A 17514-nucleotide genomic window follows, 5' to 3' on the forward strand; every position below is an offset into this window, starting at 1 on the left:
ACCTTTCCGGGAGTCCGCTTCACACACGGGTGACGCCGTATTCGCACGGCCCGGAGCCACCCATGACCCGCTACCTCGCGCTCACCTACGCCCTGCTCGTCGCGGCCCTCGCCGTGCTGTTCGGCCTCGGCGACTACCCGAACGACAACTTCTCGTACACGATCTACGGGTACGGCCGGTTCAACCAGAACGCCGTGTACTTCGCCGTCGCCGCCCTCGGTGGGGCGGCGTGGTGGAACTTCCTCCAGTGGCGGAAGACGGGGTCCGGCCCGGCGTCCACGTCCATCCATTTCGTGCTGGCCCACGCCTGGTACCTCGCCGGCGCGGCCGTGCTCGTCGGCACGTGGGTCTACGGGTCGTCGCGGACCCGCTCGTCCGTCTTCGGGTACGGCCGGTTCGAGACGCCGGCCGTGTACTTCGCCAACGCCGCCCTGTTCGCGGTCGCGCTGGTCCACCTCCGGTGGTGGCGGAAGGCCGGCCGGCCCGGCGTGCCGGAGGAGGCCCACTTCGCCCTGGCGAACGGCTGGTTCCTGGCCGGCGTCGCCCTGCTCCTCGGCGTCGGCGAGCACTTCCAGAGCCGGTACTACGCCACCGTCTACGGGTATGGCAAGGCGGAAGAGTTCTCCGCGTACCTCGCCGTCGGGCTGCTGTTCCTGGCCGCGTTCTGGAACTTCCGGCAGTGGCGGAAGGGCGGAACCCCGGCCCCGGTCCCGGCGGTAGAGCTGCCGGCCGTCCGCCTCCCGGCCCGCGGGCCGAACTGGGCACTGATCGGCGCGGTCGGCTGCGGCGTGTTGTTCCTGCTGATCGGCCTCACCCGATCGACTGTCGGCCCCGCGCCGGTCGCGCCCGTCGCCCCGTTCCTGCCGGACCCGCCGCCCGGCGTCGGGCACTGGCCCATCCCGGCGGAAAATCCGCCCCAGGTCTTCGTCGCCCCCGCCAACACCGTGCTGGTGTTCTTCCCCGCCCTGGCGGCGCTGCTCGTCGGCGGGATCGCCTGGCTGCTGTCGCGGAACAGCCCCGGCTCGCCGTCCGCCCTCGTCTGGTACACGGCCCTCTTCTTCATCCCGCTCGGGGCACTGTTCGTCATCTGGCGGGTGTCCGTGGCGACCGGCGAACAATTCTTCCGCAAGGAAACCGTCATCTTCAGCGCCGCGCTGATCGTCGCGGGCGAGGTACTCTTCTTCCTGGTCCGCGCCATCCACCTCTGGGGCAACGCGGAGCGGCGGCCCGCGCCGTCGTCCGCCGAACGAACCGGGCCGGGGTACAAGGTCATCGTCGGCCTGTGGGTCTTTTCCGCCTTCCTCGTACTGATCGGCGCGTTTATTGTCGCGACCGGCGGGCACATCTCGTTTCTCCTGGGGATGTTCGGAAACGCGTTCATCTTCGCCGGGATTCCCACGATCGCTCGATTCCTCTGGCTGAACTCCGTCGCCGAACCGGCGTTCCAACAGGTCGCGTCACCGAGCGAAGAGGGCAAGAAGCGACTCCCGCCCGATCAGATCGTGGGCGACGACGGGTGGACGCCGACCCAAAAGCGGCGCGTGGCGGGGTGGTTCCAGGTCATCGTCTCCGTCGTCACGACCCTGCTCATGGTTTTGACGTTCCGGGAATACGGTCGAAACGACACGACCTTCAACATGGCGCTCGCCTACCTCGTGGTCTGGTCGATCGTCGCGTTCATCTTCTCCCGGCGGCTGTATCGTTGGGCCTATCCCGAGTGGGACGCCGACCGGCCGAGTGCGTTCGTACCGGAACGAATTCCCACCGAAGCACCCGCGGCCCGCGTGACGCCACTCCCGGAACCGCCGCCCGGCCGCACCTGCCCCAAGTGTGCCGCCCCGATCGCCGCCGACGCCCCACACGGGCTGTGCCCGCGATGCCTCCTGGCCGGCGCGTTCCAGTCGATCCTGAACCCGAGCCGGACCGGGCCGTACGGCGGCCCGTTCGCCCCGCCGACGCCTGAGGAAGTCCAGGAGTTCTTCCCGCAGCTGGAAATCCAGGGCCTCATCGGGCACGGCGGCATGGGCGCGGTCTACCAGGCCCGGCAGCCGAACCTCGACCGCGTCGTCGCGGTGAAGCTCATCCGCCCGCGGGAGGACAACCCGATGTTCGCCGAGCGGTTCGTCCGCGAGGCGAAGGCGATGGCCAAGCTCTCGCACCCGAACATCGTCACCATCTACGAGTCGGACACGGCCGGCGGGTCGCTTTACCTCATCATGGAGTTCATCGACGGCGTGACGCTCCGCGAGGCGATCAACGCGAAGGCGATCCAACCGGCGGACGCGATGAAGATCGTCGGCCAGCTCTGCGACGCGCTCGAGTACGCCCACCGGCAGGGGGTCGTCCACCGGGACATCAAGCCGGAGAACATCCTGCTCGACCGAAGCGGGAAGGTGAAGGTCGTGGACTTCGGCCTCGCGAAGCTCGCCGATGACAGCGCGATGTCCCTGACGCACACCCGGCAGGCGATGGGGACGCCGCACTACATGGCCCCGGAGCAGTGGGAGAAGCCGACCGAGGTGGACCACCGGGCGGACATCTACGCCCTCGGCGTGGTCATCTACGAGCTGCTGACCGGCGAGCTGCCGCTCGGCCGGTTCGACCCGCCGTCCGTGAAGGCCCGGCTGGACGCCCGGATCGACGAGATCGTGCTGCGGCTGCTCGCGAAGGAGCCGGAGAAGCGGTACCAGAACGCCAGCGACGTGCGGACGGCGCTGTTCAACGTCGGCGACTGGCAGGAACACGGCCGCGTGGTCCGGCACTACGGCGGCCGCGGGCGGCGGGACTCCTTCTACGAGTTCAAGTCGGAGGCCGAGTTCTGGGGCTGGCCGCTCGTCCACATCGTCAGCGGCGTGGACCCGCGGACCGGGACGCGGCGGATCGCCAAAGGCTGGGTCGCCCTCGGCGACGTGATGGCCATCGGCTTCCTCTCGCTCAGTGGCATCCTGAGCCTCGGCGTGTTCTCCCTGGCCGGGGTGTTGGGCCTCGGGCTGATCGCGATCGCCGGGTCGCTGGGCGTCGGCGGGTTCGCGACCGGCGGGCTGGCCGTCGGCGGGGTGGCCGTCGGCGGCGTCGCGGCCGGGTGGCTGGCCGTCGGCGGCGTGGCGGCCGGCAAGTTCGCCATCGGCGGGGCGGCGGCCGGCGAGCACGTCATCAGCGGCCGGCGGAAGGACGCCGACTTCTGGGAGCAACTCAAGGAGCAGGTCGGCCAGTTATTCGGCTAACCGGATCGAAGGCGTCCGTCCCGGCGAGCGGGGGGCGTCAGCCCCTGATTCTCTGCGGACGCCTTACCAGAATCAGGGGGCTGACGCCCCCGCTCGCCAAAACATTCATCCCCTTCTCCGGAGGTCATCATGAACGACACGGAATCGGCCATCCTTTACGGCGTCCTCGGCTCCTTCGTCGGAATCGTCGGCAGCGTCTTCGGCGTGCGGGCCACCCTGAAGCAGTGCAAGACCGCCGCCGAGCGGCGGGTGGTGTGGCAACTCACCCTCGGCATCGGACTCCTCGTCGCGGCGCTGTTGGCCGGGCTGTTCCTCATCCCGCGGCCGTTCAACTGGCTCGTCTGGATTCCCTACCCGTTCCTCTTGATCGGCTGCATCGGGTACGGCAACCGGAAGCTCGCGGCCCTCCGCGGGGTCGGTCAGCCAGAGGTCGGGTGAAAACTGCGGCACGACGTTCGCCCGGCGGGTACAATCACACGGTCCACTCCGGAGACCCGCCGTGACGTTCACCCCCTGGTTCGCCGCGCTCGTCTTGTCGTCCGTCCAGCCGAACGGTTTGCCGCACAACGCCCTCGCCCGGCTCGGGGCCGGCCCGCACCGGCTCGGCCCGGTCCACGTCGCCGTCTCCGCCGACAGTAAACGAATTATCACCGTCACCCCGAACGGGTACGCCCGGACGTTCGACGCCGCCACCGGCGAGCCGCTCGCCGGCCGCCGGCTCGTCGAGAAGGCCGAGCGGAACATGTACGGCGTCGGCGGCAGCCTCGCCGGGCTGTCCGCCGACGGGTCGCTCGCCCTCGCGTTCGACGGCGAGGACTACTCCGCCCGCGCCATCCGGCTCATCGACACGGCCACCGGCAAGGTCAAGATGAAGTACCCCAGCCAGCAGGGGGGGAACAACTGGATCAGCTCCGCCGTCCTGTCGAAGGACGGCAAGAAAATCCTCGTCAACGAGTACGGCAACGGGAACCCGCGGCACGTCATCGTGGACACCGCCACCGGCGCGAGCAAGGCGTTCCTCGAACAGAACAACGGCGGGTTCGTTTCGGCCGCCGGCCTCATGCACTTCAGCCCGGACAGTTCCAAGGTCCTCATCCTGGACGCGAACAACTTCGCCCCCGGCGCGGCCATGAGCGGGACGTGTTACAACGTCGAGGACGGCAAGAAGCTCTGGACCGAGCCGGTCGGCATGTGGCCGGCGTTCACGGCCGACTCGAAGCACCTGCTCGCCATCGGCGTCGAGAAGCTCAGCGGCGTCCGCGACGCGGCGACCGGGAAGGAGGTCAAGCGGACGCTCCCGAAGGCGGCCGACGCGACCGGCCAGCAGACGGCCGGGCCGAAGGACCTGGCGCTGTTCCCGCAGTCCGCCGGCGGGGCCGTCGTCTGGGACGTGGCGGCCGGCAAGGAAGTGGCGAAGCTGGCCGCCGGCCGGGCGGCCCGGAACACGCTGTCGGGGGCCGCGTTCGCCCCGGACGGCACGTTCGTCGTCACCGCGTTCAACGGCCACCTCTGCCGGTGGAACCTGCCGAAGGGGGACAGGGCGTTCGGCGACCCGGAACCGCCCGGCTCGATCACGACCGTCTCGCGGCTGGTGTTCTCGCCGGACGGCACGAAGGTCTTCAGCCTCGGCGAGTCGGACGCGCCCGGCGTTTGGGACCTAACGGCGAAGACGTGGGCGCGGACGCCGGACCCGGACAAGCCGAAAGCCCTCACCGCGGCCGAGCAGATGAACTGGTTCTGGGGCGGGTACATGCAGACCCGCAGTGTCGCGTACACCGCCGCCGGCCCGCGATACCTGACCGGCGGCGGCGAGAACGTCATGGAGGTCCGCGACGGCCTCACCGGCAAGACGCTCGCGAAGCTCAAGGACAACTCCAAGCAGGCCAACGAGTACTTCTACGGCCAACTCGCGGCCGACGGCGCGACCGCCACGCTGTACAAGATGAACTACACCGGCAACCAGTCGAAGATGACGTTCGAGACGTGGGACGTGGCGTCCGGGGCGAAGACGAACTTCACCGAGTTCACGTTCCCGAACTACGCCTCCCTGGCCACCCTCTCGCCGTGCGGCCGGTTCGCCATGGTCGGCGGCAAGGTCGTCGTCGTGTCGTCCGGCAGCACGCTGTTCAACATCGTGAAGAACCAGAACCAGAATTACTACTACTACGGCGGCATCACGACGTTCTCCGCCGACGGCCGGCTCATGGCCACGACGCAGAACGAGGAGACGCTCCGGGGGAACATCTCCACCCCCGGCACGATGCACGTCTGGGACGTGGTGACCGGCACGAACGTCCGCAAGCTCTCGACCGGCGCGAACTCGAACGTCGTGGCGTTCAGCCCGGACAACCGGCTGATCGCGTTCGCCACCCAGAAGGGGGTGAAGGTGTTCGACCTGAACTCGTCGAAGGAAATCGCGAACTACGCGGTGACGGACATGCGGATCCCGAACTACTACGAGGGGATGGGGGCCGGGTCCCCGCTGGCGTTCGCGCCGGACGGCCGGGCGCTGGCGACCGGCCACTTCGACGGCACGGTGACGGTGTGGAAGGTTCCCGCCCCGCCGGAACTGCCGGAGATCAAGCCGGACGAGGCGGACAAGTTCTGGGACGCGCTCGGCACGGAGAAGGCCCCTGGGGAGGATCGGACCAACCTGTACCGGCTGGCGCAGCGGCCGGAGGCGGCGATGCGGATACTGAACGCGAAGTTCGTCGCCCCCGCGCCGAAGCCGTTGGACGTGGACCTGCCGACGCTCATCCGCAAGCTGGACGCCCCGGCGTTCTACGACCGGCAGGCGGCGGTGAAGAAGCTGAAGGAACTCGGCCCGCGGGCGGCGGCGGCCCTGCAGGACGGCATCCGCACGACGGAGTCGGTCGAGGTCCGGGCGCGGTGCGAGGAGCTGTTGGACCAGATGAAGGCCGGCCCGAAGACGTACCCGAACGGCCCCGACCTACGGGCGGCGCGGGCGATCGAGATTCTCGAGCGCATCGGCTCCCCGGACGCGAAGCGGCTGCTGACGGGCTGGGCGAACCAGACGGCGAACGTGCGGATCGCGAACGACGCGGCGCTGGCGCTCGTGCGGATCGCGGCGGCGGGGAAGTAGGCCGCCCGCCGTGGTAAGATGAAATCGCCCCGCCCGGCCGGCGTCGTCCCGGCAGAGGCCGAGGAACCCCCGCACATGACCCCGACCCTGCTCGCTTCGCTCGACCGGTTCATCGGCCGCGCCCGCCGCCGGCTGTTCGGCGACGCCCTGCTGCACGCCGTCGGCGTCGGCCTCACCGCCGGGCTGGCCGTCGGTTTAATCTGGCTTCTCGCCGAGCCGTGGCTGTTGGCCGTGCCGCCGGAGTGGCTACGGTGGGCCGTCGGCGGGTCGGCCGTCGGCCTCGGCCTCGTCGCCGGCGTCGCGTGGGCCGTCGCCGGCCGGCCGTCCCGGGAGGCGGCCGCCCTCGAAGTGGACCGCCGGTTCGACCTCCGCGAGCGGGTCACGACGGCCCTCGGCCTGCGGCCGGAAGAGCGGGACACGGCCGCCGGCCAGGCGCTGCTCGCGGACGCCTCGGCGAAGGTCGCCAGCGTCCGCGTCGGCGAGAAGTTCCCGATCCGCCCGCGGTGGTCGCTCGGCAGCGTCCCGGCCGTCGCCGCGCTGATCGCGGCCGTCGTCTTCTTCTATCACCCGGACACGTCCTCCGCGTCCAACGACGGTTCGACCGCCGACGCGAAGAAGAAAGTTCCCGCGACGAAACTCCCCGGCGACGCCGCAAAGCTGCCGACGCAGCCGTTCACCAAGCAGGTCGTGCCGGACGAACTCGACCGCAAGAAGTCCGAGGACCTGAAGAAGCTCGAAGAGGAGCTGAACGCGGCGATGGAGAAGTGGCGGCAGAACGAGCCGAAGGACGAGCAGCAGGCCCGCGAGAAGGTCACCGAGTTGACCGGCCTCGAAGAGAAGCTGAAGAAGTTCAAGGAGGGCGAGTACCAGAAGCTCAAGCAGATGGAGCAACAACTCCAGCAACTCGACCGGCTGAGCAAGGAGAAGGAGTTCGAGGACGGCCCGGCGAAGGAGCTGAACGAGCAGCTCGCGAAGGGGAACCTGAAGAAGGCGCAGGAGGAGGTGGACGAACTCCGCAAGAAGGCGAAGGAGAAGAAGCTCGACGCGAAGGACCTGACGAAGCTCGACGACCAGCTCAAGGAGATGGCGAAGCAACTCCGCAACGACAAGGAGCGGAAGGAGAAGGCCGAGGCCCTTCAAAAGAAACTCGACCAGGCGAAGAAAGACGGCAAGGACGCGGAGGCCCTCGAGCGAGAGTTGGAGCAGATGAAGGCCGAGATGAAGCAGTCGGCCGAGATGATGGAGAAGCTCGCGCAGAAGATGGAGAAGCTCCGCGAGATGGCCGAGAAGGGCGACCTCGAACAGATGACCGAGGAACTCAAGGAACTCGGCGACCAGATGAAGGGCATCGAGCAAGAGGTGCAGGACCTGGAGGACGCGGACGACTACCTGCAGAAGCTCCGCGACGAACTGAAGAAGGCGTGCAAGCAGTGCAAGGGCGAGGGCGACGGCAAGAAGCCGCTCGAACCGAAGGACGACGCCGAGTGGTCGCCGAAGGGCCAGGAGGGGATGGGCAAGCGGAAGGAAGACAAGACCGGGAACACGACCTCGAAGGACGAGCGGATCCGCGGGCTGTTCGACAAGGCCGGGCAGAAGCGGTACGCCGGGGCGGTGAAGGGGCCGGCGTTCACGAAGAAGTCCACCGTCGAGTTGGGCCAGCAGATTCAGCAGGCCGTGCAGGAGGCCCCGCAGGCGATGGACAGCCAGCAAGTCCCGAAGGAGGCGCAGGCCGGGGTGAAGGAGTACTTCGAGAAGATCGGCGGCACGCAGAAGAAGTGAGCAGTTTTCACCCCGAAGGGGTGGGAGCGCTCAGCCCAGGGCAACGCCCTGGGTCGTGGCACGAGATGACCAAGCCCTGAAAGGGCGACGCCGGTTCGCGTGTCGCCCTTTCAGGGCTTGTGTGTTGGGTGCGGTCTACCCAGGGCGTTGCCCTGGGCTGACATGTTGCGGCCTTTCAGGCCGAAAACCATCCACCCACCCGGCGCTCCCGCCAACTCGTGGAACCCGGAGCGGCAGCGACGGGGTTGTGCGTCACGGACACCCCGTCGCTGCCGCTCCGGGTTCCACGGGCGGCCGTTGACACGGCCGCCCCGCCTCACAACTCCGGCTCCGCGTGCTTCACCTTCGGCGGGCCGTTCATCAACTCGACCAGCGACTGGATCGCCACGTAGAACGCCGGGACGAAGAACACGGCCAGCACCGTGGACGTGATCATCCCGCCGAACACGGCCGTCCCCAGCGACCGCCGGCTCGCGGCCCCGGCCCCGGACGCGAACACCAGCGGGACGACGCCGAGGATGAACGCGATCGACGTCATCAGGATCGGCCGGAACCGCATCCGCGCCGCCGTCAGCGCCGCGTCCCGGATCGACTTCCCCTCCAGCCGCAGTTCGCGGGCGAACTCCACAATCAGGATCGCGTTCTTCGACGCCAGCGCGATGATGAGGACGACGCCGATCTGCGTGTAGATGTTGTTGTCGTACCCGCGGGCCAGGATGCCGAGGACGACGCCGAGGATGCCGAGCGGCACGACCAGGATCACGGCCAGGGGCAGGAGCCAACTCTCGTACTGCGCCGCCAACACCAGGTACACGAGGAACACCGCGAGGCCGAACACCATCACCGCCTCGCTCAGCATGAACCGCCACCCGAGGAACTCGACCGGCTGCGGGGCGACCCGCTTCTCCTGGTACGCGATCGACGTCCAGTCGTACCCCATCGTCTGCGGGAGCACCTGGGCGGCCGTCCGCTCCATCGCCTCCAGCGCCTGGCCGGAACTCACCTGCGGCCCGGCCGTCGAGCCGCTGATCGTCGCCGACGGGTACAGGTTGTACCGCATGATCGACTGCGGGCCGACCCGCACGTTCACCGTCAACAGCGTCGAGAGCGGGACGCGGCCGCCGGCCCGGTTGCGGACCTCCAGCCGGCGGAGCAGTTCCGTGTCCCCGCGGAACTTCGCGTCCGCCTGGACGCGGACCTGGTACGTCCGGTCGAACTTGTTGAAGTCGTTCACGTAGATCGACCCGAGGTTCGCCTGCAGCGCCGCGAACACGTCGTCCAGCTTCACCCCCATCTTCTCGGCCTTCACCCGGTCGATGTCGAGGTACAGCTGCGGCACGCCGGCGCGGAACGTGGACCGGGTGGCCGGCGGCGGCGCGATCTCCGGGTTCTTCGTCCCCTCCTCGATCATCGCCTGCGTCCGCTCCTGCAGGGCCTCCAGCCCGACGCCGCCGCGGTCCTCGATCTTCATCTCGAACCCGCCGGAGAAGCCCAGCCCCTGGATCGACGGCGGGATGATGACGTAGATGTTCGCCTCCTGGAACCCGAACAGCTCGCCCTGGATCGCGTTCTTGATCGCCGTCTGCTGCCACTCCGGCTTCTTGCGCTTCGACCAGTCGGTCCAGGCGATGAACGCCGTCGCCCCGTTCGGGGCGGCCGTGCCGTCGAGCAGCGACAGCCCGCCGAGAACGAACCAGTTCTCGATCGGCCCCTTCGTCCCGGTCCCGTCGTCCTTGTACCGCTCGAACACGGCGTTCATCCGGGCGGCCACCTCCCGCGTCCGGTCCAGCGACGCCGAGTCCGGCAGCTGCACGGCGATGACGACGTACCCCTGGTCCTCCTCCGGCAGGAACCCGGTGGGGACGCGGTTGTACTGCCACGCCGTGTACGCCGCGAGGCCGGCGAAGATCAGGAACATGACCGGCCACACCTTCAGCAGCTGCCGCACGGACCACGAGTAGGCGTTCTCGACCGGCTTGTAGAAGAAGTCGAACGCCCGCGTGAAGAACCCGCGGCCGGTATGCGGCCGCAGGTACGTGGCACATTGGGCCGGCTTGAGCGTCAGGGCGTTGACGGCGCTGATGACGGCCGTGGCGGCGATCGTCAGCGCGAACTGCCGGTACATCTGCCCGGTGATGCCGCCGAGGAACGCGGTCGGGACGAACACGGCCAGGAGCACGAACGTGATGGCGATGACCGGGCCGGTGACCTCGCCCATCGCCTTGATCGTCGCCTCCCGCGGGGCCATGCCCCCCTCGATGTGGTGGCTGGCGTTCTCGACGATCACGATGGCGTCGTCCACCACGATGCCGATGGCCAGGATGAGGCCGAACAGCGTCAGCAGGTTGATCGAGAACCCGAACAGGTACATGAACGCGAACGCCCCGATGAGCGTCACCGGCACGGTCGTGGCCGGGACGAGCAGCGCCCGCCAGCTCTGGAGGAAGACGAGGATGACGACCAGCACCAGGACGCCGGCGTCGACGAGCGTGGACCGCACGTTCGTGATGGCCGCGTCCACGAACTTCGTCGTGTCGAACGGGATCATCGCGTCCGTCCCGTCCGGCAGGGACGCCTTGATCTTCTCCAGTTGCTCCTTTACCCGCGTGGACACGTCCAGGGCGTTCGAGCCGGGGAGCTGGTAGACGAGCAGGTTCGCGGCCGCGACGCCGGACCGGGCCTCGAACGAGTCGTACGTCTGCGACCCCAGCTCGACGCGGGCGATGTCCCGCAGGTAGACGATCTGCCCGTTCGCCCCGGTCTTGACGACGATCTCCTCGAACTGCGGGACCTCCGACAGCCGGCCGAGGGTGGTGACGGTGAGTTGGAACGCCTGCCCCTTCGGGTTCGGCGGCTGGCCGACCTGCCCGGCCGCGACCTGGACGTTCTGCCGGGCGAGGGCGGCGATCACGTCCTGCGTCGTCAGCTGCCGGGCGGCGAGCTTGTCCGGGTCCATCCAGACCCGCATCGAGTACGCCCCGGCCCCCTTGACCGTCACCTCGCCGACGCCGGCGACCCGGCTCAGCTCGTCCCGGATGCGGAGGGTGGCGTAGTTCGACAGGAAGATCGGCGGGTACGCCCCGTTCGGGGACGTGAGCGAGATCACGAGCAGGATGTTCGACGACTGCTTCTTGACGGTGACGCCCTGCCGCCGGACCTCCTCCGGCAGCGTCGGCTCGGCGATGGCCAGCCGGTTCTGCACCAGCACCTGCGCGGTGTCCAGGTTCGTGCCGATCTCGAACGTGATGGTCAGCGAGTACGACCCGTCGGCCGAGCTGGTCGAGGACATGTACATCATGTTCTCGACGCCGTTGATCTGCTGCTCGATCGGCGCGGCGACGGTGTCGGCGACGACCTTCGCGTTCGCGCCGGGGTACACGGTCGAGACGACGACGGTGGGCGGCGTGATCGACGGGTACTGCTCGACCGGCAGCCGCGTGACGGCGACGACGCCGAACAGCACGGTGAGCACGGCGATGACGTTCGCGAAGATCGGGCGGTCGATGAAGAAGGGGGTCATCATCGGCCCACGGTGGGGGGGGGGGAGTGGGGGGGCGTGGGGGCGGGTGGGGGGGGTTGCGTGGGGCGGGCCACGCCCTCCCCCCTCCACTCTCACACCCCCTCACGCGGTCACTTCTTCGGCGGCCCTTGCAGGGTCCACTCCTCCGGCGTCACCGGGCGGCCGGGCACGACCTTCTGGAGGCCGTTGACGATGACCTGGTCGGCCGGCGACAGGCCGCTCTCGATCGCGACGATGGACGTGACCGCCTTCGGCGGCGTCGGCTTCCCGTCCGGCTTCGGCGGCGGCGGGACGATCTCCCAGCCCGGCTCCGGCGGGGCGTTCGCCGGCGGCGGCGTCCGCCACACGACCTGCGGGGACACCACGACCGTCCGCTTCTGGGCCACGTTCCCCTCGCCGACGACGTACACGAACCGCCCCTCCTGGCCGGTCATGAGGGCTTCCTCCGGGATCACCGGCAGGTCGCGGGGCGGGCCGTTCGGCACGCGGGCCTTCGCGTACAGGCCGGGGTACAGGGCGCGGTTCTTGCCGTCCGGCCCGCGGGGGTTGTCGAGTTCGCCGCGGATGCGGACGGTGCCGGTCCCGGTGTCCACCCGGTTCTCGCGGAAGTCGATCTTGCCGGCGTGCGGGTAGCCCCGCTCGTTCGTGACGGCGACCTCGACCGGGACGGTCCGGTCGCTGCCGGTCGGCCGGATTTCCGGCGCGGCCTGGAGGAACGCGACGAGGTCCCGCTCCGGGGCGTCGAAGTAGACGTACAGCTTGTCCATCCGGACGATGGTGGTGAGGAGCGTCGGCTCGGCCTGCCCGACGAGGTTCCCCTGGGTGACGAGCGTGCGGTTGATCTGCCCGGTGATCGGGGCGGTGATCTTGGTGTACTCGAGGTCGAGTTTCGCCATGCGGAGGGCCGCCTCGCCCGCCCCCTCCATCGCGACGGCCGTTTTCATTTGCGCCTTGTTCGCGGCGAGGGTGGCGACGGCCTTGTCCTTCTCGTTCTGGGCGGCGGCCGTGCCGAGCTTGTCGAGCCGGGCCAGCTCCGCCTCCGCGAGTTGAATCTGCGCGTCGGCGTTCGCCTTGTCGGCCTTCGCCCGCTCGATGTCGGACTGCGCCTTCGCGACGCCGGCCTCGAACTCGCGGGGGTCGATCGTGTAGAGGACCTTCCCCTTCTCGACCTCCGACCCCTCGTTGAAGTGGACCTTCTCCAGGTAACCTTTGACGCGGGCCTTGATCTCGACCATCTCGACGGACTCGAGGTAGCCGTTGTACTCGTTGTAATTCTGAACGGTGTGCAGGATCGGCTTGCTGACCGTCACCGTTGGCGGTGGCGGCGGTGGCGGGGCGGCGTTCTGGCCCTGACACCCGACGACCGCGACGACGAGCGTTCCGAACAGGGTTGGTGGCAGCAGTTTCATGCCGGGGAATACCCAAAGGACGGCGACGGGCTTACAGATCGATTCTATGGCCGACTCAACCGGCCGGTTCTACCCCGGCGGTGGGGCGCGGAAAAAGTGACGCGCGAGTCCGGAAAAGGTTCGAGATTTTTTGAAGTCGCCCCACCGCTACGGCGAACGGCACGGCGTCAGCGTGCCGGTGGCGCTCGCCGCGGCCCCTACCGGCACGCTGACGCCGTGCCGTTCGCCGTTGTGAGCACAACTTTCGTCTCGAAACGGTTCAAGTTTCCCACCTCCAAAAATTCCCCCGAATCCGCGGCCCCGTCCCGCGTTGGTCCGTGCCTGTTAGAAAATACCGCCATGCTCACGCACACCGACCAGCTGCTGAACGACGCCCGCCGCGGGGACGCGACCGCCCTCGGCCGACTGCTGGAGGCGTACCGGCAGTACCTGACGCTGCTCGCCCGCCTGCAGATCGACCGGACGCTGCGGGTGAAACTCGATGCGTCCGACGTGGTGCAGGAGACGTTCCTGGAGGCGCACCGCGACTTCGACGGGTTCCGCGGTATGTCCGTCGGCGAACTCGTGGCGTGGCTACGGCAAATCCTGGTGCGGAACCTCGCGAACCAGGTCCGGCACTACCGCGGGACGAAGCGGCGGGACATCCGGCTGGAGCAGAGCATCGGGGCGGCCGTCGATCAGTCGTCCGAGCACCTGGCCGGGTACGTGACGGCGGCGATCGCGTCGCCGAGCCACGACGCCGCCCGGTGCGAGTCGGCCGTCATCCTGGCGAACGCCCTGAGCCGGCTGCCGCCGGACTATCGGGACGTGCTGATTTTGCGTAACTTGGAAGAGTTGTCGTTCCCGGAGGTCGCGGCCCGGATGGACCGCAGCCTGGACAGCGTGAAGAAGCTGTGGGTCCGCGGGCTGGCCCAGCTCCGCCGGCTGATCCCCGAACTGTCATGACCACGACGCACACGATCACCGACGCGGGCCTGCCGCCGGACGACCCCGAGGTCGTGCGGGTGCTGGAGCAGTACCTCGCGGAACTCGAAGCCGACCGCGCCCCGGACCGGGACGCGCTGTTGGCCGAGCACCCGGACATCGCCGACGCGCTGGCCGACTGCCTCGACGGCCTCGACTTCCTGCGGAAGGCGACGCACTCGGAGTCGCGGTCCGCGTGGCCGACGCCGGACCGCCGGCTGGGGCCGTACCGCCTCGTGCGGCTGATCGGCCGCGGCGGGATGGGGGCGGTGTACGAGGCCGAGCACGCGACCAGCCAGCGGCGGGTGGCGGTGAAGGTGCTGCCGTTCACGGCCGGGTTCAACGACGCGGAGTTGAAGCGGTTCAAGCACGAGGTCCGCGCCGCGGAGGCGCTCGACCATCCGCACATCGTCCCGCTGTTCGAGGTCGGCGAGGACCGCGGCGTCCACTTCTTCGCCATGCGGCTGGTGGCCGGCCGGTCGCTCGCGGAGATGATCGCCCGGCCGTCGTTGCCCGGCCGCTCGACGAAGCCGAACGCTCGCACGTTCGACCTGACTCGCGAGAACGACGACTTCCCCGATGTGGAAGCGGTGGAACGGCCGACGCCGATCGACCCGACGTTCCTCGCCGGGCGGATGCTGCAAGCGGCGGAAGCGCTCGGCCACGCGCACGCGCAGGGGATCGTCCACCGGGACGTGAAGCCGGCGAACCTGCTGCTGGACGAGGACGACCACCTGTGGGTGGTGGACTTCGGCCTGGCGTTCGTGCCGGGTCTGACGCGGCTGACGGCGTCGTCCGCGCTGGTCGGGACGCTGCGGTACATGGCCCCGGAGCAGGTCGAGCCGCGGCGGGGCGTCGTCGATCAGCGGACCGACCTGTACGGCCTCGGGGCGACGTTCTACGAGCTGCTCGCCCGCCGGCCGGTGTTCCCGGACGCGGACCGGGCGGCCGTCATCGCCCGCATCCTGACCGACGACCCGACCCCGCTGCGGCGGATCGACCCGAGCGTGCCGTTCGACCTCGAAACGATCGTGTTGAAGCTGCTGAGCAAGGACCCGGCCCGCCGCTACCCGTCGATGGCCGACCTGGCCGACGACCTGCGGCGGTTCCTGGCCGGCAAGCCGATCCTGGCCCGGCGGCCGGGCATGGTGGACCGCGGGTTCGAGTGGCTGAACCGCCACCGCCGGCTCGCCGCGGCCGCCGCCGTAACCACGGTGGCGTTCGTCGGGACGCTCCTGTGGAACGAGTCGCGGGTACGGCACGAGCGGGACAACGCGGAGGCCGGGTGGCGAGGGTCCGACCGAACGGCCGACTTCTTCTTCAACAAGTACGTGAACACCGTCCTGGCCCGCGCGCCGCACCTGGAGCGCGAGCACCGCGAATTCCTGATCGAAGCCCGCGGCCACTACGAGCGAACGGCGGACCGACCCGCCGTGACCGACGGCGACCGTCTGGCGGCGGCCGTCGCGGCACGGCGGGTCGCCGACATTCAGGCGCGGTTGGGATCGACGGCCGAGGCGGTCGCCGGGTATGGGGCCGCCGTGACGCGCCTTCAAAACCTTCCGCCGACCGACGCGGTCCGCCGCGAGTTGGGCATCGCGCTGAACGACCGCGGCAACCTGTCCCGCGGGACCGGCGAGTACGCCGCCGCCGGGCAGGACTACCGGGCCGCGGCCGAGCAGTTCCAATCGCTCGTTGGGAATGGTTCGATCGACCCGTTCGACCGGGCGGCGCTCGCCGGGGTCGAGAACAACCAGGGGCTGCTCTGGCAACTCCAAGACCGCCGCGCGGAAGCGGAAGCGTGCTTCCGCGCGGCGCGGGGGCGGCTGGCGAAGGTCGCGGTCGAGCACCCGAAGGAACCGCAGTACGTCGCGGAGCTGGCGACGGCGAGCCACAACCTCGCGGAGGTGCTGGCCGCGACCGGCCGGGACGCGGACGCGGCGACGGCGTTCCGCGAGACCGCCGCCCTCCGCGAGAAGGTTCTCGCCGCCGACCCGCGCGACCCGGCCTACCGCCGGGAAAAGGCCCGCACCCAGCTGCGGAGCGCGGAAGTGCTGGCCCGCCTCGGCCGCGCGACGGACGCGCGAACCGCGGCCGGGAACGCCGTCGTCGCATGGCGGCGGCTGGCGGCCGACTTCCCGGACACGCCCGGCCATCGGGTGGGATTGACGGCCGCACTGCGGGCGCTTTCAATGAGCCTCGCGATTTCTTAACCCGCGTTCGGCCGAGGGATGGCCGACGGTGAATTATGCCGACCCGCTTGTCGGACAGCCCGCGACGGACCCGCCGGCCGACGTTCCACGTCGAGTGCCTGGAGGACCGGTGCGTCTTCTCGACGACGGCACTGCCCCTCAGCGGCACGCGGGTCTACCTGTTCTCGTCCGAGGCGGCGGCCGCCGTCGGGGCGCAGGTCTCCTACGAGTTCTCCGGCCAACTGTTGACCGTGCCGACGGCCGACACCGTCGGCCGCACGGCCACGGTCGTGTTCAACGACAACCTCGTGACGGTCGGCGTGTTCCAACCGACCGCGGACGGGCAGACGACGGGGATCGCCACCACGCGGGCGGTCGATGTCCCGGCCGTGTACACCGGCGAGGTGCGGCTCACGGCCCTGGCGGACGCGGCCGACGTGAAGCGGTACGGCTTCCAACTCGAAACGAGCGTCGTTTCGAGCAACGCGGCCGACGGCGTGCAGTTCGACCAACTCGCGTACCGCGCCTTCGCGACCAGCACCGGCGGCAGTTCGACCGGGTCGCCGGTCGTCACGGTCCCGCCGTCGTCGCCGCCCCCGCCCCCGGCGACGCAGATCCCGCCGAGTCCGCCCCCGCCGCCGGCCGCGGGTAACGGCAACGGCGAGCCGCTCGGCCCGGCGGCCCCGCCGGCGGAACCGCCCCCGCTGCCGTTCTCCCCGCCGCCGCCACCACCGCCGCGGAACAACGGGCCGGCGCTGGTCGGGCAGTCGGCGTTCGAGGCCGGGACCGCCCGCACGGCGGTGTCGGCCACGCTGACGCGGCCGCCGACCCCGGAGCCGCCGCCGGCGGACGCGATCAACCGCGCGGCCACCACACCGCCGGCGGGGCTGACGTACCAGTTCCTGCACGCCCCGACCGCGGCGACTGAGCTGCCGACGGAGCCGGTCCAACACGGGGTGTCGCTGGAAGCCGCAGCCGCACGGCGGGTCTCGACGCCCCTTCCGCAGTCCGCGACGAGGATCGACCCGCTCGTGCCGGAACTGCACGGCGTCGCGCTGGCGGACGCCGTCGTGCCGGACCTGTCCGACCCGGTCGCCGACGTGCTGACGGCGCTGGCCGCGGAGCCGATCCCGGCCGCGCCGTTCGCGGCCGCCGAACCGGAGCCGGTCGAGACGCGGTCGGCGCAGAAGGGGTCGAACCGAACGAGTTACCTCTTCCTGGCGGCGCTGCTCGGCGTCGGGACGAACCACTTCTACCGCCGCCGGACCGCGGCCGAGAAGGCGTGACCGCGCCTTTCGCCTCTTGTAGGGCGGGTCAAGGCTTT

9 protein-coding genes are annotated in these 17514 nt (G+C 69.8%); 7 read left to right on the forward strand and 2 right to left on the reverse strand.

The annotated features are described in order from the left end of the window. Window positions 1–62: 62 nt before the first annotated feature. The 4 genes from AC5JJ2_RS25605 to AC5JJ2_RS25620 all read left to right on the forward strand — a co-directional run bounded on the left by AC5JJ2_RS25605 (window position 63) and on the right by AC5JJ2_RS25620 (window position 8106). Window positions 63–3224 carry a serine/threonine-protein kinase gene (locus tag AC5JJ2_RS25605; RefSeq protein WP_495860888.1) on the forward strand — a complete coding sequence of 1054 codons (3162 nt, stop codon included), beginning with the start codon at window positions 63–65 and terminating at the stop codon, window positions 3222–3224. A 129-nt stretch (window positions 3225–3353) separates the two neighbouring features. After that, window positions 3354–3662: a hypothetical protein gene (locus AC5JJ2_RS25610; RefSeq protein WP_495860889.1), complete on the forward strand. Its 309-nt coding sequence runs from the start codon at window positions 3354–3356 to the stop codon at window positions 3660–3662. 61 nt (window positions 3663–3723) lie between these two features. Next, a complete protein-coding gene (locus AC5JJ2_RS25615) occupies window positions 3724–6327 on the forward strand; it encodes a hypothetical protein (protein ID WP_495860890.1) in 2604 nt (867 codons plus the stop codon). 75 nt (window positions 6328–6402) lie between these two features. Further along, on the forward strand, window positions 6403–8106 hold the full coding sequence (locus tag AC5JJ2_RS25620; protein WP_495860891.1) for a hypothetical protein: 1704 nt from the start codon (window positions 6403–6405) through the stop codon (window positions 8104–8106). Between the two features lie 316 nt (window positions 8107–8422). On the opposite strand, the gene AC5JJ2_RS25625 is transcribed toward AC5JJ2_RS25620, so the two are convergent. Together AC5JJ2_RS25625 and AC5JJ2_RS25630 are read right to left on the reverse strand one after the other, a co-directional pair. Then, window positions 8423–11629 carry an efflux RND transporter permease subunit gene (locus tag AC5JJ2_RS25625; protein ID WP_495860892.1) on the reverse strand — a complete coding sequence of 1069 codons (3207 nt, stop codon included), beginning with the start codon at window positions 11627–11629 and terminating at the stop codon, window positions 8423–8425. Window positions 11630–11736: 107 nt separating this feature from the next. After that, on the reverse strand, window positions 11737–13035 hold the full coding sequence (locus AC5JJ2_RS25630; RefSeq protein ID WP_495860893.1) for an efflux RND transporter periplasmic adaptor subunit: 1299 nt from the start codon (window positions 13033–13035) through the stop codon (window positions 11737–11739). 339 nt (window positions 13036–13374) lie between these two features. Here AC5JJ2_RS25630 and AC5JJ2_RS25635 point away from each other — a divergent pair, with 339 nt between their 5' ends. From AC5JJ2_RS25635 to AC5JJ2_RS25645, 3 genes are read left to right on the forward strand one after another with little or no spacing between them, the layout of a single operon-like run. Beyond that, window positions 13375–13980, forward strand: coding sequence for a sigma-70 family RNA polymerase sigma factor (locus AC5JJ2_RS25635; protein ID WP_495860894.1), 606 nt, complete (start codon window positions 13375–13377; stop codon window positions 13978–13980). Next, window positions 13977–16211, forward strand: a complete 2235-nt coding sequence (locus AC5JJ2_RS25640) for a serine/threonine-protein kinase (RefSeq protein WP_495860895.1) — start codon at window positions 13977–13979, stop codon at window positions 16209–16211. Before AC5JJ2_RS25635 ends, AC5JJ2_RS25640 begins: the two co-directional genes overlap by 4 nt. A gap of 35 nt (window positions 16212–16246) precedes the next feature. Then, the gene (locus tag AC5JJ2_RS25645; protein WP_495860896.1) at window positions 16247–17476 is read left to right on the forward strand and encodes a hypothetical protein; all 1230 of its coding nucleotides are present in this window, start codon (window positions 16247–16249) and stop codon (window positions 17474–17476) included. The last annotated feature ends 38 nt before the right edge of the window (window positions 17477–17514 follow it).

It is taken from the genome of Limnoglobus sp. (assembly GCF_059499385.1).

What these genes read in the sequence shown, in the direction of transcription:
- AC5JJ2_RS25630 (WP_495860893.1), bottom strand. Translation starts at nt 13,035, where the DNA reads ATGAAACTGCTGCCACCAACCCTGTTCGGAACGCTCGTCGTCGCGGTC.
- AC5JJ2_RS25620 (WP_495860891.1), top strand. Translation starts at nt 6,403, where the DNA reads ATGACCCCGACCCTGCTCGCTTCGCTCGACCGGTTCATCGGCCGCGCC.
- AC5JJ2_RS25605 (WP_495860888.1), top strand. Translation starts at nt 63, where the DNA reads ATGACCCGCTACCTCGCGCTCACCTACGCCCTGCTCGTCGCGGCCCTC.
- AC5JJ2_RS25640 (WP_495860895.1), top strand. Translation starts at nt 13,977, where the DNA reads ATGACCACGACGCACACGATCACCGACGCGGGCCTGCCGCCGGACGAC.
- AC5JJ2_RS25635 (WP_495860894.1), top strand. Translation starts at nt 13,375, where the DNA reads ATGCTCACGCACACCGACCAGCTGCTGAACGACGCCCGCCGCGGGGAC.
- AC5JJ2_RS25645 (WP_495860896.1), top strand. Translation starts at nt 16,247, where the DNA reads ATGCCGACCCGCTTGTCGGACAGCCCGCGACGGACCCGCCGGCCGACG.
- AC5JJ2_RS25610 (WP_495860889.1), top strand. Translation starts at nt 3,354, where the DNA reads ATGAACGACACGGAATCGGCCATCCTTTACGGCGTCCTCGGCTCCTTC.
- AC5JJ2_RS25625 (WP_495860892.1), bottom strand. Translation starts at nt 11,629, where the DNA reads ATGATGACCCCCTTCTTCATCGACCGCCCGATCTTCGCGAACGTCATC.